The 15582-nt window shown below is 46.1% G+C and carries 12 protein-coding genes and 2 pseudogenes; 6 read left to right on the forward strand and 8 right to left on the reverse strand.

The features are described 5' to 3' along the window. Positions 1-10: 10 nt before the first annotated feature. The 3 genes and pseudogenes from bioA to QUB66_RS06835 form a co-directional block, all read right to left on the reverse strand. Positions 11-1318, reverse strand: a complete 1308-nt coding sequence (gene bioA / locus QUB66_RS06825; RefSeq protein ID WP_332966982.1) for an adenosylmethionine--8-amino-7-oxononanoate transaminase — start codon at positions 1316-1318, stop codon at positions 11-13. Between the two features lie 206 nt (positions 1319-1524). Beyond that, positions 1525-2937, reverse strand: coding sequence for an adenylate/guanylate cyclase domain-containing protein (locus QUB66_RS06830; protein ID WP_332966984.1), 1413 nt, complete (start codon positions 2935-2937; stop codon positions 1525-1527). Between the two features lie 234 nt (positions 2938-3171). Continuing rightward, positions 3172-4491 (reverse strand): annotated as a pseudogene (locus QUB66_RS06835) (adenylate/guanylate cyclase domain-containing protein); the annotation flags it as partial. A 453-nt stretch (positions 4492-4944) separates the two neighbouring features. On the opposite strand from QUB66_RS06835, the gene QUB66_RS06840 reads away from it, so the two are divergent. Then, the gene (locus QUB66_RS06840) at positions 4945-5694 is read left to right on the forward strand and encodes a methyltransferase domain-containing protein (RefSeq protein ID WP_332966986.1); all 750 of its coding nucleotides are present in this window, start codon (positions 4945-4947) and stop codon (positions 5692-5694) included. A gap of 96 nt (positions 5695-5790) precedes the next feature. On the opposite strand, the gene QUB66_RS06845 is transcribed toward QUB66_RS06840, so the two are convergent. Together QUB66_RS06845 and QUB66_RS06850 are read right to left on the reverse strand one after the other, a co-directional pair. Continuing rightward, a complete protein-coding gene (locus QUB66_RS06845) occupies positions 5791-6180 on the reverse strand; it encodes a hypothetical protein (protein WP_332966988.1) in 390 nt (129 codons plus the stop codon). A 186-nt stretch (positions 6181-6366) separates the two neighbouring features. Next, the gene (locus QUB66_RS06850) at positions 6367-7257 is read right to left on the reverse strand and encodes an ABC transporter permease (RefSeq protein ID WP_332966990.1); all 891 of its coding nucleotides are present in this window, start codon (positions 7255-7257) and stop codon (positions 6367-6369) included. A gap of 222 nt (positions 7258-7479) precedes the next feature. Between QUB66_RS06850 and QUB66_RS06855 the strand changes: the two genes are divergently transcribed. The 3 genes and pseudogenes from QUB66_RS06855 to QUB66_RS06865 all read left to right on the forward strand — a co-directional run bounded on the left by QUB66_RS06855 (position 7480) and on the right by QUB66_RS06865 (position 9034). Then, positions 7480-7854, forward strand: a complete 375-nt coding sequence (locus QUB66_RS06855) for a hypothetical protein (protein ID WP_332966992.1) — start codon at positions 7480-7482, stop codon at positions 7852-7854. Beyond that, positions 7851-8273 (forward strand): annotated as a pseudogene (locus QUB66_RS06860) (putative toxin-antitoxin system toxin component, PIN family). The gene QUB66_RS06855 and the pseudogene QUB66_RS06860 overlap by 4 nt, the downstream one beginning before the upstream one ends. 146 nt (positions 8274-8419) lie before the next feature. Then, on the forward strand, positions 8420-9034 hold the full coding sequence (locus QUB66_RS06865; RefSeq protein WP_332966993.1) for a Uma2 family endonuclease: 615 nt from the start codon (positions 8420-8422) through the stop codon (positions 9032-9034). Between the two features lie 230 nt (positions 9035-9264). Here QUB66_RS06865 and QUB66_RS06870 read toward each other — a convergent pair whose 3' ends face one another. After that, complete coding sequence (locus QUB66_RS06870) at positions 9265-10287, reverse strand: ABC transporter ATP-binding protein (protein ID WP_332967047.1); 1023 nt, start codon at positions 10285-10287, stop codon at positions 9265-9267. Between the two features lie 495 nt (positions 10288-10782). Continuing rightward, entirely contained in the window at positions 10783-10971 is a 189-nt protein-coding gene (locus tag QUB66_RS06875) for a hypothetical protein (RefSeq protein ID WP_265236950.1), read from the reverse strand. Between the two features lie 164 nt (positions 10972-11135). Here QUB66_RS06875 and QUB66_RS06880 point away from each other — a divergent pair, with 164 nt between their 5' ends. Further along, positions 11136-11387 (forward strand): hypothetical protein, encoded by a 252-nt coding sequence (locus tag QUB66_RS06880; RefSeq protein ID WP_332966994.1) that lies wholly within the window; start codon positions 11136-11138, stop codon positions 11385-11387. Here the strand turns inward: QUB66_RS06880 and QUB66_RS06885 are convergent. Then, positions 11380-12303: a histone deacetylase family protein gene (locus tag QUB66_RS06885; RefSeq protein ID WP_332966996.1), complete on the reverse strand. Its 924-nt coding sequence runs from the start codon at positions 12301-12303 to the stop codon at positions 11380-11382. The genes QUB66_RS06880 and QUB66_RS06885 overlap by 8 nt on opposite strands. Positions 12304-12684: 381 nt before the next feature. Between QUB66_RS06885 and gyrA the strand changes: the two genes are divergently transcribed. Continuing rightward, entirely contained in the window at positions 12685-15390 is a 2706-nt protein-coding gene (gene gyrA / locus QUB66_RS06890) for a DNA gyrase subunit A (RefSeq protein ID WP_332966997.1), read from the forward strand. Positions 15391-15582: the final 192 nt, after the last annotated feature.

Genomic DNA, 15582 nt, shown 5'->3' on the forward strand with positions numbered 1-15582 from the left:
ATTAAAGAGTTTACAAAGTATCCAAAACTTGACGAATTACCCGATAAATCGATTCTAATTCATCAGGAGAAATGCAGTAGGGAGGCATCACATAGAGCGTGTTTCCCAAGGGACGGAGCAAAAACCCCGCTTCGAGAAATCTGGCTCTCAATACAGGGCCGATCTCATTAAAATAACCGGAACTGCTTTCGGTTTTCACATCCATTGCTGCGATGGTGCCGCAAGTCCGAATCCGTTCGAGTTTAGGATGATCTCTCAGCCATTGATTCAGGTATTTGTGGTGCAGTTTTTCCATCCCTTCATACATATTTGGGTTTTGCTCCAAAAGCTCCAGGGATGCTACACTCACCGCACAAGCTAAAGGATTTCCGGTGTAAGAATGACCGTGATAAAAAGCTTTGTCCGATTCATCTCGCCAGAAAGCTTGATAAATATCCTCCGATGCCATTGTGACAGAAAGTGGCAAGCAGCCGCCAGACAATCCCTTAGATAAACACAGAATATCCGGCGCAGTTCCAGATTTAAGCGAAGCAAACAGTTCGCCCGTGCGCCCAAAACCCGTCATCACTTCATCGTAAATCAACAATACATTATATTGGCGGGCCATTTGTGCGATCGCCCGCAAAAACTCAGGGCGGCACATTCGCATTCCAGCAGAACCTTGCACCAAAGGCTCAATAAAAATGCCCGCATAGCCATTTCCATGCTTCAACAAAGACTCCAGTTTCTCCAAACTCTCCGCCTCCTTGCTTTCCACCTCCTCATCGCCGTCAAAAGTCGCAGGAAAAGGCACAACATCCCCAGGAAACATTAAAGGTGCAAAAGGTTCCCACCACAGCGAACTTCTGCCAGCAGACATCGCGCCCACAGTATCGCCGTGATAACCTCCCTCAAAACTAATAAAGCTAGTGCGGTTAGTTTCTCCGACATTTAGCCAATATTGAAATGCCATTTTTAGAGCAACTTCAACAGCAGTCGAACCATTATCAGAAAAAAAAATTCTCGTCAAAGAATTAGGCGTATGACTTATTAATTTATCTGCAAGTTTCTGGGCGGGTTCGTGCGTAAATCCCGCAAAGATAACGTGTTCTAACTTTTTTGCTTGTTCGTAAAGAGCCTCAGCCAGAACCGGATGGCTGTGTCCGTGAATCGTCACCCACCAACTAGAAATACAGTCGAGAATTTGCCGCCCGTCTTCTAATTCCAGCAGCACTCCTTTGCCGCGAATTACCTTTAGCGGCGCAGGAGCAGTTTTCATTTGCGTGAAGGGCTGCCAAATTGGTGAATTAGAAGAGTTATGTTCTGAATTTATTGTCATTTTTGCGCCTGTAACTAATATCAAATTGCATTGTAATATAACTGGTTAACTGGTTCCCAAGCTCTGCCTGGGAACCTATGTAAGCGAGGCTCTGCCTCGCGAAAAAGGAGGCAGAGCCTCCGGATCTGCGTTACCAGGCAGAGCCTGGGAACGAGTAGAAGTAGCCGTGCACACCTTACAAAATATCAAATTATACTTGTTACCAGTTACAATTTTTGACCAACTAAGAAATAAGTGATCATTGCTCCTTTACCTTTGACATTAATCTTACCGCGTTTTTCAAACAAATACTTATCGCACAGCAACTTATAAGTTGAGCTGCTAACTTGAATTTTACCAGGAAGTCCCTGGGATTCCATGCGACTTGCTGTATTCACCGCATCTCCCCACAAATCGTAAATAAACTTTTTAGTGCCGATTACACCTGCTACAACAGGCCCAGTATTAATGCCAATGCGAATGTTGAGAGGTTCGCCGAATTCATCGCTAAATTTTAGAATTTCTTGCTGCATTTCGATCGCCATTTCGGCAATAGATTCTGCATGATTTTTACAGGGAAGCGGTAAACCGCCTGCTACCATATAATTGTCACCGATGGTCTTAATTTTTTCTAAGCCGTATTTCTCGCTTAAACAGTCGAAAGCTGAAAATATTTTGTTCAGCAATTCGACTAATTCTGCAGGAGACGTGCGGGAGGATATTTCGGTAAAGCCCACAATGTCAGCAAACAGCACCGTAACCTCGGCAAATCCGTCGGCAATATTGATCTGTCCTTGTTTTAGGCGATCGGCAATCATTTCCGGTAAGATATTTAATAATAAACGTTCCGACTTTTCTTGTTCGGCGCGCAATATTTCCTCAGCTTCTTTCCGCTGTGCGATTTCCTGGTAGACTCGGTGAAACATTTGATTAAAAGCAACCATGACTTCTCCCAACTCGTCATCGCGCTTGACAGATAAAGAGTAGAAATCAGGTTTTTCTCGATCTTTGCTCAAAGCGTCTCCTGCTGCGATCAAGTCATCGCGTAATCTCAAGATTGGTGCAATTACTGTCACCCCTAAAAAAAGCATCGTCACAGAAGTTACAAAAGCTGATATAATGATGACTAAAACAGCAATTCGCCCGATAAATGCGTAAAGTTCTGGTTGAACGGTGGACGCATCGTGACGAACAATTAAGATGTAATCTCCTCCCAAATGTCGCTCAGTCCAAGCAACATCGTAGCGATTGCGATCGAAATTTTGCTTGTGAACTATACGAGCAATTTTCAGTTCATTTAAACTGATTTTAGGCTCTTCGCCAAGTGTATATATTAACTCACCGTTAGCTTGGTAAATAGATACTCCCAACACTACTTGAGAATCCTTAGTAATGTTTTTTACTTCTTCTTGTAAGAAAGTGCGATCGGAAACATCTTGGGCGAGCAAAAATTCGAGGGAATCAACTGTCGGCCGAGATAGCTGTTCCAGTTGAGTTAAAAGTTCATTTTCGCGCCTAAAATAAGAGGGGACTAAAATAATTCCCTCTATGACAAGAATGCTAGCAAATACCCACAAAGCTATTTGTCTGGACAAGCGAGATTTAAAAAAATCCAAGAAGGATAGAAGGCGCGCTGACATAGAATTTACTATTGCACAAATGGCTAATTTAGGACATCGGAAAAATAAACCCAGTCAACGAAGATAAAACGGCGGTTGAAACCGCGTCTACACAAACGAAGTCCGCCTCCGCGGATTGAAGAAAGAAGATAGCGTAATTTTAACCGCCCCATCTTCAACCCGCGCACCATCCGGGTTTTGTCTGTGTAGAAGCGGTTTCAACCGCCCAGTCTTCTTAATCATATAATAAACAAATTAAACCAAAACTGCGCTGACTAACCTGCCTGCAAGCAAATAAGTATTCATATCACCCTTGCCTTTGACGTGGATAATTCCTCTGTCTTCAAACAGATACTTATTTCGCAAGATATTGTAAGTTGATTGTGTGACTTGAATCGCGCCGGGAATTCCGTGGGATTCCATGCGGGCTGCTGTATTGACGGCATCGCCCCAGAGGTCGTAAATGAATTTTTTGGTGCCAATAACTCCCGCAATGGCAGGCCCGGTATTGATGCCGATGCGAATGTTAATTCCTGCATGATGTTTGACATTAAATTTTGCTAATTCTTCCTGCATATCTAAGGCCATTTCTGCAATGCTTTCGGCGTGGTTGGTACTGGGATTTGGCAAGCCTCCGACTACCATGTAAGCGTCTCCAATTGTTTTAATTTTTTCTAATCCGTACTTTTCAGTTAGAGCATCGAAGGATGAAAAAATTTCGTTGAGAAAAACGAGCAATTCTTCTGGAGATATTTGTGCTGATAGCACGGTAAAGCCCACGATATCCGCAAACAGAATCGTGACCTCTGCGAAGCCGTCAGCAATACTGCTTTGACCGTCTTTTAACCTAGCAGCAATGGATTCGGGTAAAATATTGAGCAGCAGGCGATCGCTCTTTTCCTGTTCTTTCAACAATTCTACATTAGTTTCTTGCAATTGTGCCGTGCGTTCCCTGACGCGCTGTTCTAATTGTTTAGCATTTTGGCGCAACCTGCTGATAGATAAAGTTAATCCTGCAATGCCTAAAGTTGAAAGTCCTGCTAATAGTAAAAAAAGATTTTTGAGTCCGCTGTGAGTTTTTTGAGTGATGGTTTCCAAAGGTTGAGTAATTTCTAATATCCCCCGAACATCTCCAACTTTCCAGTCAGTTTTAGGACTGTTTGGGCTAGTGTTGTGACAGTTTATGCAGCTAGGAGTGAGAATATCTGCCTCGGCATATCGAAATGCTGGCTTGCCGCGAAATTCTTCTGTTCTGAAAAATTGTTTATTGGAATTTTGGGTTAAATAGGTAATAGCTTGACGTTCAAAATCGTCTCTAGCTCCGCCTTCTTTTCGCCGCCAGGGAAACGGGTAGTCGCTGTAGAGTCGAACTGATACTTCGGGATTTTTGTTGGTTATATGGTTGCCCAGTTCTATTAAAAAAGTTGCCGGAACTGGAACTGTTACTTTGGTCGGTTTGTTGTCGTGGGTAAAGTTAATCGCTTTAGCGGTGTTGAGAGGACTAATAACATCGGAACTGTAAAGGGTACGGGCTTCTTTAATTGCTTGGGCGTAGAGGGTGGCATTTTGGAGGGCTTGCGATTCGATGAGGTTGGAGGAAAGACGAGACATATTTGCCATCGCTACTCCTACACCTACACAAAATAAAATTGTCACTGCAAGGAGAATTCGCTTGTAAATTAATTGGCTGATGGCAGCCCGACTGCTAGAAATCAACTGGCGCATGGTATCCTCAAGTGTGAGGTTGAATCTTGATTTGATTTTATGCACTACTAACATAACACTGCTTTTTCAGACTGTTTTGCTGGCGCCTGGGGTAAAGCAAGACTGGAGAGTGCAAGGGATGGTTAATTATTGTTTACCGCGAGTGTTTCCCTTGTCCGTAAAAGTACGCATAACTTTATAGTGGTTTTCAGTTGAGTGAAGTACAGATGTCGGGTAAGGACACGGCTTGGCCTAAGTCTCTACTTCACGCATTTTTTGTTTGATTTGGGTTAGGATAGCGGTTGTAGTCTCTGGTTGGCGATCGTGAATTCTGACTCTACTGTCTCACCTACTAACAAGGAAATTTTTCCGGGAGAAGTTTTCGTCAATACTGCGGATTTTGATACTGGCATTCGGCGGCTTTTACCGAAATATGACGAAATGCTGGATGTATTAGCAGCCTGCATTGCTAGCACCAACCAGCGGATTTTAGAACTCGGCTGCGGTACGGGGGAACTGAGTTTAAAAGTTCTGCAACGCTACCCGTCTGCGGAAATTGTTGCTGTGGATTATTCGCCGCGAATGCTGGATTTTGCCCGCGCCAAAATAGAGTCGGCAGGATACGCATCTAGGTGGACTGGTATAGAATTGGATTTTGGAGAATGGGCGAACAATCCAAATTTTTCAGGTTTGGGCGATAAGTTTAATGCTGGCATTTCATCTCTGGCAATTCACCATCTTGAGGATGAGATGAAGCTGAAATTGTTTCAACGGATTGGCGAAAGTTTAACTGCTGGCGGCTGTTTTTGGAATGCCGATCCTGTTTTATCGGAATCAGCAGCAATGAAGGATATTTATCAAGCGGCGCGGGAAGATTGGGCGCTAAGTCAGGGGGAAACTTTAGCACAAATTCGGGCCAAGGTGGGGACGAGTGTGTCTTACGGGTATTCTAATCCCGATCGCCTAGCGACACTTGCGGCACAGTTGGAAATGCTGGCAAATGCGGGATTTGAGACTGTGGCGGTTCCTTGGAAGTATTACGGTATGGCGGTGTTTGGGGGATTTGTTAGTTAAATTATTTAAGGATTAAAATTGAGCGATTGAAATCGCCTCTAGACAAACAAAGTCCGCCTTCGCGGACTAAGAAATGAGCAAACAGCAGTTGTAAATTTAAGGGACAGGGGCGGTAATTTCTGTAGGTGCGATCGCCCCCGGTGCAGGTACTGCTTGTTTTTCCAGTAGTACGCGCTGTTTGTTCCGAAATTCTGCGGCGGCATCGTTCAAATTTTGGCGCTGTTCAGTATTGAATTCTTCCATGCTGCGGCCGCCTCCAAATCGGGATCGGTGAATTAAGTCAAATATTCCGCTGCCACTGCTGCGGCCGGAAAAAGGGTCGGTGTTGTCTTGAGTTTGAAAGTCTTGCAGCGGTTGGGCGCTATTATTATTTAAACTGCTGGCTTGAGCGAAGGTTGCTTGTGGCGATAAAATAGCACAGGTGGCGATCGCGCTTGCAGCAATTTGAATCATCAATTTACTTGATTTAGAAGTTTTGGTGTTCATAATTTATTAGTTCAACTTTCAAAAAAACAATTGCTAAGAAGACCGGGCGGTTGAAACCGCGTCTACACAGACAAAACCCGCCTCCGCGGGTTGAAGAAGACCGGGCATTTGAAATTACGTTATTTTCTTTACACCCCGGAGGCGGACATCGTTTGACTTTCTGGCGGTTTCAACCGCCGTCTGCATCTAAGCAAACCGTCGTCGTAGCAGCGGTTGAATGCTCAGCAGCGCTACCAAATCAAAGGCTAGCAAGACTAACAGCGCTCCTCCAAAACTAACTGTACCCCAAGGAGCTTGCATCACAACGCTAGCTAGCGACCAATCGCTGTGCAGGTACAAATAGCGGATGGGTTCGATCGCATAACTGAGGGGATTGAGTGTTACGACAACTTGCAGCCAGTGTGGCATAAACGACAGTGGCGCGAGGGCGGTGCTCGCGAATAACAGCGGTAAGTTGGTGACAAAAATTACTGCGATTAATTCTACGTGGCCGGGGAGGGCGAAGGCTAAACCGAGACTCAAGCCGGTGACTCCCAAAACTAATAGTAGGACAATCAGGGCGATCGCCCCCAGTCCGGCAATTCCGGGCAATCCCGATCCCAAAAATGCTCCCGCCGTAACGATTGCGCCTGTTTGGATAAAACTCAGCGTGACGATGAAAATAGCCGAAGCTAGGACGATCGAAAATCTCGAAGCCAGGGGCGCGACTAACAGGCGGTTGAGAAATCCGAATTCGCGATCGAACATAATCGGTAAACCGGCATTCAGCGCGCCTGCAAATGCAGTAAAAACGATCACGCCTGCGCCGAGAAATTGTCCGTAATTCTGGCTTTCGCCGAACAAGCCGGCTGGTGCGTTTTTAAACAGAGCTCCGAATAAAACCAACCACATCAGGGGCTGAATAATTCCTGCAACTAGCGTCGAGGGGCGGCGCTGCAATTGAATAAACAGGCGCTTGGTTAGGGCTAGTGTTTCTTGTATAAAGTCGGCCAACAGGGAATTGTTGGGGGGTGTAACGGCCACCTGGGGCGATCGTTGCTGGTTGAGTTTGTTGGGGGATGTGACAGTACCGCTCATAATTGCTTGTTGATTTTGACTTTGGTGATTATTTTTACAGGAAATATGATGAATGGGATTTTAGCAGTCTGCTTTGATTATAGGCTATTGGGAGTTGAGAGAGCGGGGGTAGTGTGTTCATCGAGTAGCTGGGATGACAGGATAAATTTGTGGTAAAATTAGTCAACGCTACATATTAATAATTTAGTTTTTCGACTATTAACAAAATTGGAGGATAAGTTGATGTCATCAAGTGCGATCGCCACTTTGGTCAAAATCATGGAATCTTTGCCACCAACTGTGCAAGATAAAGTTGTTGAACACTTGCAAGAATACATTCGGAAATTTAATATTACTGTTGCTGTGAGTCCCGACGGTAAGCTGGAAATTCCGGCAGAGATTGAAAGTCAACTGAAATCGGGCGATAAATATACAGTTACAGTTACAGCAGATAGCATTGTTTTTGATAAGCAGAAAACAGGTTTTGACTGGGAGGAGTTGCGGCGACGTAGAGACTCATTACCACCCGATCCAAATCCGATGACAATGGAGGAAATTTGTGAAGTTGCCAGAGAATTTCGCCGCGAAAAAAAATCTGAAAGAGAGTCACAGCTATGAAAGTTGTACTGGATACCAATATCTTTTTGTCAGGGTGGTTGTGGGGAGGTACGCCAGACTCAGTATTAAAACTAGGACAAAATAACTTGATTGATGTCTGTGCTTCCAAAGCATTATTAAATGAACTTCAATCTACATTAAGTCGCAATAAGTTTCGTTCCAAACTTCAGATTTTGGGAGTGACAGTCAGTGATTAAATGGCAGGAGTTAGATATCTGGTACAAGTTTATCCAATTTCGGAGATCAATGTACCTAATTTACGCGATTCTAATGACAATATTATTTTAGCCACGGCAATTGCTGCTGATGCTGATGCGATCGTTACGGGGGATTTGGATTTGTTAGTATTGCAGGAATATGAAGGGATTGTTATTGTTACAGCGAGGGATTTTCTCGATCGCTATTTTCCAGAAAATTAGGGGATAGCTGCGCTCGCGCGTACTTTATGGTGGCTGGAGGGTGGAAAGTGCGATCCTCTTCGAGGGCTTCGCTAACGAGCGATCTATACAATCTGTTAAAATAGTTGCAGGATAGTCTTAAAAATATAGATAAATGAGAATCAACCATGACCATAACTCCTACCAAACTTAAGCAGAACCTCACTTTTGAGCAATTTGTCAAGCAACTTCCCGACGAAGAAGGCCGCTATGAACTTGTTAATGGAGAGATTGTGAAAATATTACCGATAAGATTGCATGAGGATCTTGCCGATTTCCTTGTCAAACAGTTTGATAGAGAAATCGATCGCGTCCCTCTCACTTATAGGGTGTCTGGCAGATTCATGGTGAGGACTTTAACATCAAATGGTAGAGAACAAGGCCGCCATCCTGATGTTAGTGTAATAGATAAAACTCTCTGGGAATCGAAGCCTTTCGCCCACTCAGCCATAACTGAACCGCTGCAATTAGTTGTAGAAGTTGTATCGACAAATTGGGAAGATGATTATATCGATAAGCTGGATGAATATCAGCGGCTGGGAATTTCTGAATACTGGATTGTCGATTATTTAGCTTTGGGAAGTCGCGATTATTTGGGTAATCCCAAAGTACCTACAGTTTTTGTTTACCTGCTTGATGAAAATGGCGTTTATCAAATGACTGCTTTCCGAGGAAATGAGCGCATTATTTCCCGAACTTTCCCAGAATTAGCGCTGACAGCAGAACAAGTTTTAGATGTATAAAAAAAGAAACCCGGTTTCTCAGGAAAATCTGGTTGGGCGACAAGAAATCTGTGAATAAACCGGGTTTCTCTCCCCGCGCGCTTTCAGTCCGGCAGGGGTTAAAACCCCCGCCTCATAGCAGAAGTCCTCTAAAGAGGACTGTTAAACTCATCAGTCCTCTTCAGAGGACTTTTGCTATTAGCCAGGGATTTAAGTCCCTGGCGGTTTTTCGGCTCACCAATTGGTATAATTTAAGACCGCATCGCCTGTTTTTGTTCCGCCTTCACATCGCGGTTGCTAGCAGCCGCCAACTCCGCATCCAACAAAGTTTTACCCGTAGCAGCCAAATAAACATCGTCCAAACTTGGGCGAGATTGAGCAATCCCAAAAGTAGGAAGTCCCGCATCTTTCAATGCTTGCTGAATGCTCACAAGCGCGTCACTTTGGGCACCAACTACCAAATTGAGAGAATTTCCTTGGGCGCTGTTGATAATTACTTCTTGTACAAAAGGCAGAGATTGCATTAAAGCTTGGGCTTTTTGGGCTTCTTCCAGTGGCGAAAACTCCCGAATTCGCAAAGTTACCCGATCGCCCCCAACCCGATTTTTCAACTCCTGCGGCGTTCCCTCTGCAATTACTGTACCCTTGTCAATAATCGCCACGCGATCGGCTAAAGCATCCACTTCTTCGAGATAATGGCTGGTAATCAAAACCGTCGTACCTTCCTCCCGCAAGCGCCGCAGGAAATTCCACACCACCAACCGACTTTCAATATCGAGCCCCACAGTCGGTTCGTCTAACACCAAAACATCCGGCTGGTGAAGCAACCCAGCAGCCAAGTCGAGACGCTTGCGAATACCGCCGGAATAAGTACCCGTCTTTTTATTTTCCCACTCCTCCAAGCCGAGGAGTTGCACCATTTTGTCAATCCGCCCTTTAATCGTGTGGCGCGGTAAATGGTAAAGCGCCGCTTGCAATTGCAGGAGTTCGCGCCCAGTCAACACCTTATCGAGAGCGACTTCTTGGGCGACATAGCCGAGTTTCTGTCTCGCCATTCTGGGCTGGCTGACTGCTGAAATGCCTGAAACTTCAATCCGTCCGCTATCGGGCGCGCTCAATGTACAAAGTATCCGCAGGGTGGTAGTTTTGCCAGCACCGTTGGGGCCTAGCAAACCAAATATTTCCCCCGGTTCTACCTTGAAGGAAACATCTTTAACGGCTTCTACAGTGCCGTAGCGTTTCTGAAGATTTTCAATTAAAACGGCGGGAGCCATATATTTTAAGCATGAACTGGTTGTTAATATTTTGACACTTCTGGGCTGAATTTGCCGGAATGGACGATCGACCATTCCGACTTCCTGTGCTTGTGGCGATCGCACATTCCTCCTGAACCGGAAACTGCTGATAGTTTTAATTTTTGATATCCGTTGAAAAAATCTCAACACAGATAGCGGTTCCCAACCCGGTCGCCCTCAGTCTTTCTCAATCTCTAATTTCATATTTCAACTTCCCAAAAATATGAGTTTTGAGTTGATTCTAACTTGGAAGTTAGCAACTCAAAACTCATAATTTTTTAACAAGTACAGATGCACCCGAAACCTGTTATTTTATAATTATCTCTACCTCTAGGCTGATGTCGATCGCGATTTTCATCATTAACACCGCTTTCAAAGATATCAAATTGTCTATCCCAGTATTAAATACTAAAAACTTTCGGAGGTGGCAAGTTCTACTTTTGACTTCCCTAAAGGGAGTTGGCTGCCGCGTCTTTAATCGACAATTTTTACCCAACCGCGACGCACGTTGTACAGCAGTCGGTTGATGATGGCATACTCATCTTCATTCAGGGTTCTTTCTAGGAGTGCGGATCTGAGCTGTCTTCGGTCGTGGCGAGTCACGATACTGGAAAACATGACTTGACCAAATAATTCTTCGAGTGTCATTTGGGAAACTGACATGATAAACCTCCTAGTTGATTGAGACAGATAAAATTTACACAGGCTTGTTATAGATCTATTATGCTCTGTGCGATCGCCGATTTATGCGATCGAAAACATTGACACGGTGTGATTTTTACGCTACAAATTTGTGACCTAGACTTTGATGCCAAGTGATTCGGATCTTGGAAATTTGTGATGCTTGTCACAGAAGGAAGGAAGAAGGAAGAAGGAAGAAGGAAGAGGGAAGAGGGAAGAGGGAAGAGGGAAGAAGGAAGAGGGAAGAAGGAAGAGGTGAGAGGGAAGGAGGGAAGGAGGGAAGAAGGGCAGAAGACCGATCGAGCGATCGGCAAATCTCAACTTTCGCGATCGGCCTCAAAAGCTCTCAATCCCGCCCTAACCCCTTCTCAACGTCTGCCAAATTTCCAGCTAATTGAGGCATCGATCAATAGTCGTCACCACCGACTCGGCCAACTCTTTCAGCGCGTAACCGCCCTCCAAACCAAAGGCGATGCGGCGAGTGATTTGTAGACAATATCCGGTGAAAGTACCGAAATCTGACGGCGCCAGATTCATACTCGCCAGCGGATCGGACGCAATAGCGTCGTAACCGGCGCTGACAATCAACAAATCAGGTTTGAAATTTGACAAAAACGGTACGACAAGAGATTCAAAGGCACTGCGGTATTCAGCTATCCCGCCGCCCGGATACAGCGGAATGTTCAGCACGTTGTTGTAGGCGCCGCGCTCGTCTGAGTCTCCCGTTCCCGGATAGCACGGAGATTGGTGCAGGGAACAGTAGGCAATTTGGCGGCAGTTTTCCACCAACGATTGAGTGCCGTTACCGTGGTGCACGTCCCAGTCAAGGACGGCGACGCGGTTGATTCCCGGCTGTTCCAGGGCGTAGTGAGCGGCGATCGCAGCATTGGAAAACAAGCAAAATCCCATCGCGCGCGCACTCTCAGCGTGGTGTCCCGGCGGCCTGGCCAGTACGAAAGCCGGTTCGTTACTTGCTAAAACTCGATCGACTCCATCGAGCCAAGCACTCGCCGCCAGCAGCGCTACATCGTAACTTTCAGCAGAAATTGGCGTGTCACCGTCGAGGTAGCCGCCTCCCCGCTTTGCCAAATGTTCGACTTCTTTGATGTATCTTGGCGCGTGAACTTTTTTGATCGCGGACAACAGTTTTGGTTCGCGATCTGCAACAGGGGTGGGCAGTTGCCACTCAAGGCGATCGGCCCAGGGAGCAGCTTTCAGAGCATTGACGATCGCCGTCAAACGTTCTGGTCGCTCTGGGTGAAGCATTCCAGTCTTGTGCAGCAAGAAATCTTCGGAGTAGATGATGGGTAGCATCAGGAGATTTTAGATTTTAGATTTTCAGTTTGCTTTAAGAAGGCATTCGACTTTATGAAATTTTAATTGCGATCGGGCAACCATTTATTTTTTTTAGATGGCTGTCAAAAAAACTCACCAAAGCATGAAAGCCGATCGCCTAAAAAAACCTTTCTAGCTTTTGTCAATTGATGACTAAATCACCAACTGTCAAATTATCAATTGTCCTGGTTTCGTCCCTTAATTTTTCTGGCAACTTTCCCATAAAATCCAAGGCAAATTGTGATATAATTTTAGGAGTAATTTGCAATATTTGGCAACTCTACTGAATCCAAATCGATTTTATCGCATTTTGGCATTTATAGCGGTCAAATCTAAAGTTTTAACGGAGTTTTTCAACCTATGAGTATCTCTGAGTCGCGGATAATCCCGACGGATCTGGGTGGTGAGATGTCCCGATCGTACTTGGAATACGCCATGAGCGTAATTGTCGGTCGGGCGCTACCAGATGCGAGGGACGGTCTCAAGCCCGTTCACCGACGCATTCTTTACGCCATGAACGAATTGGGCTTGACTCCCGATCGACCATTCCGCAAATGCGCCCGCGTCGTCGGGGAGGTGCTGGGTAAGTATCACCCGCACGGAGATACAGCGGTTTACGATGCCCTAGTGCGGATGGCTCAAGATTTCTCCATGCGAGAACGCCTAATCAACGGCCACGGCAACTTCGGCTCCGTTGACAACGACCCGCCCGCGGCCATGCGGTACACCGAATGTCGCCTCACAGCCCTGACTAGCGACTCCATGCTGCGCGACATCGACTCCGAAACAGTAGATTTCGGCGACAACTTCGACGGTTCCCAACAAGAACCCCTCGTACTACCGGCACGCATCCCCCAAATTTTGCTCAACGGTTCCTCCGGGATTGCCGTAGGGATGGCCACCAATATTCCGCCGCACAACTTGGGCGAAATAATTGACGGTTTCTTAGCGCTAATCCACAATCCAGGCATTACCGACCTGGAATTGATGGAGTACATTCCCGGCCCGGACTTTCCCACCGGAGGGCAAATTCTCGGCAGAGGCGGCATTCGCGATGCTTACACCACCGGGCGCGGTTCGATTACCATGCGCGGAGTCGCTGGCATTGAAACCATCGAACACGTCGGCCGCCCCGACAAAGAAGCAATTATTATCACCGAATTGCCTTACCAAACAAACAAGGCCGCGCTAATTGAGAAAATTGCCGAACTTGTCAACGACAAAAGATTAGATGGGATTTCCGACATTCGCGACGAAAGCGATAGAGACGGAATGCGCATCGTGATCGAACTCAAGCGCGATGCCTATCCCCGCGTCGTCCTCAACAACCTCTATAAACAAACACCACTCCAATCAAATTTTGGAGCCAATATGTTAGCGCTAGTAAATGGGGAACCCCAACTACTGACGCTCTCACAATTCCTCAATGTCTTCCTCGACTTCCGCATTGAGACAATTACTCGCCGGACTCAATACGAACTCCGCAAAGCAGAAGAACGCGACCATCTCCTGCAAGGCTTATTAATTGCGCTAGATAACTTAGATGCAATTATTCACCTAATTCGTGCCGCTGCCGACTCCGCAGCAGCGAAACAGGAACTGATCGATAATTACGGTCTTTCCGAACAGCAATCAGACGCAATTTTGCAAATGCAGCTTCGGCGTTTGACAGCATTAGAAGCACAAAAGATCCAGCAAGAACACGAAGAACTGCGAACAAAAATCGCCGATTTGGAAGATATCTTAGCGCGCCGAGAACGCATTTTAGAAATCGCCGAATTTGAAGCTCTCGAAATCAAAAATAAAATCGCAACTCCTAGACGCAGCGTCATCGAACACGCCGAAGGAGAAATCGATGAAAGAGATTTAATTGCCAACGAACAAGCAATTATTCTGATCACAGAGCAAGGCTACATCAAGCGGATGCCTGTCAGCACTTTCGAGGCCCAAAGTCGCGCTACTCGCGGCAAAGCAGGCGCGAAAATGAAGGAAGATGATGGAGTCGAACATTTCCTTTCTTGCTGCGATCATGACAGCGTTTTGTTCTTCAGTGACAGGGGCGTAGTTTACTCTGTCAAAGCTTATCAAATCCCCATTTGTTCGCGGACTGCCCGTGGTACTCCCGTGGTGCAACTGCTGCCGATTCCGATAGAAGAAAAAATCACTTCTATGGTGTCAGTGACAGAATTTACCAGTGAAGAATACTTGGTGATGTTGACTCGCGGCGGCTACATCAAGAAAACCGCACTTTCAGCTTTTGCTAACATCCGCACTAATGGCTTAATCGCGATTTCTCTGGAAGAAGGCGACCAATTGCGCTGGGTACGGAGAGCAAAAGTTGGTGATAGCATCATCATCGGCACGCGCCAAGGCATGGCGATTCATTTCCGCACCAATCATGAACAGTTGCGCCCTGTTGGCCGCGCGACGCGGGGTGTGAAATCGATGAAATTGCGATCGGGCGATGAGTTGATCAGCATGGACATTCTGCCGAGTTCCATTGTTGCCGAAATTGCTGATACTGAAGATTCGGAATTGGAAGGAACAGATATTGCTCTGTTAGAAACAGAAGATTCGGAATTGGAAGGGGCAGAAATTGCTGAATTGGAAGCAGAAGATGTGGAATTGGAAGACGAAGAATTAGACACGCAAGCTGAGGAAATTGAAGGCGAAGATGCCGAAGAAATTCCCACAGTTAGCAGCGAAATTCCTTCGGTGTTGGTAATCACAACTAACGGCTACGGAAAGCGGGTTCCAGTTTCTCAATTCCGCCTCCAAAGACGTGCAGGTAAGGGATTGACGGCTACTAAATTCAAGTCTAAAAAAGGCAAGGATCAGGTGGCCGCGCTGCGAATTGTCAACGAAAGCGATGAGTTGATGATTATTACCAACCGAGGGATTATTATCCGTCAGGCTGTGAGTGCAATTTCTACGCAATCGCGCACTGCAACAGGCGTGCGGGTGCAGCGCTTGGATGAGGATGATTCGATCGTAGCTGTGGCTTTGGTGCCGCCTGCGGGTGAGGAATCGGCCGAAGAAGCGGCATCCGAGGAAGTGGCAGAATAGTCATAGGTTAATGGTTTGTAGGGTGCGCTTCGGTGCACCTTACTGCTGCTGAATGCTCAAAGCAATTGGACTCGGCGGTTGAAACCGCGTCTATACAAACGATGTCCGCCTCCGCGGACTAAAGAATAAAGCTAAAACTGCGATCGCCCCTACTCAGAAGTCTTCCTTCCAAAGTCAAAGATTGTTCTCGGT

The organism is Microcoleus sp. A2-C3 (genome assembly GCF_036706065.1).
Lineage (GTDB): Bacteria > Cyanobacteriota > Cyanobacteriia > Cyanobacteriales > Microcoleaceae > Microcoleus.

Coding starts and splice junctions, on each gene's coding strand:
- QUB66_RS06855 (WP_332966992.1), top strand. CDS start 7,480: ATGTCATCAAGTGCGATCGCCACTTTGGTCAAAATCATGGAATCTTTG.
- QUB66_RS06870 (WP_332967047.1), bottom strand. CDS start 10,287: ATGGCTCCCGCCGTTTTAATTGAAAATCTTCAGAAACGCTACGGCACT.
- QUB66_RS06885 (WP_332966996.1), bottom strand. CDS start 12,303: ATGCTACCCATCATCTACTCCGAAGATTTCTTGCTGCACAAGACTGGA.
- gyrA (WP_332966997.1), top strand. CDS start 12,685: ATGAGTATCTCTGAGTCGCGGATAATCCCGACGGATCTGGGTGGTGAG.
- QUB66_RS06850 (WP_332966990.1), bottom strand. CDS start 7,257: ATGAGCGGTACTGTCACATCCCCCAACAAACTCAACCAGCAACGATCG.
- QUB66_RS06875 (WP_265236950.1), bottom strand. CDS start 10,971: ATGTCAGTTTCCCAAATGACACTCGAAGAATTATTTGGTCAAGTCATG.
- QUB66_RS06845 (WP_332966988.1), bottom strand. CDS start 6,180: ATGAACACCAAAACTTCTAAATCAAGTAAATTGATGATTCAAATTGCT.
- QUB66_RS06830 (WP_332966984.1), bottom strand. CDS start 2,937: ATGTCAGCGCGCCTTCTATCCTTCTTGGATTTTTTTAAATCTCGCTTG.
- bioA (WP_332966982.1), bottom strand. CDS start 1,318: ATGACAATAAATTCAGAACATAACTCTTCTAATTCACCAATTTGGCAG.
- QUB66_RS06865 (WP_332966993.1), top strand. CDS start 8,420: ATGACCATAACTCCTACCAAACTTAAGCAGAACCTCACTTTTGAGCAA.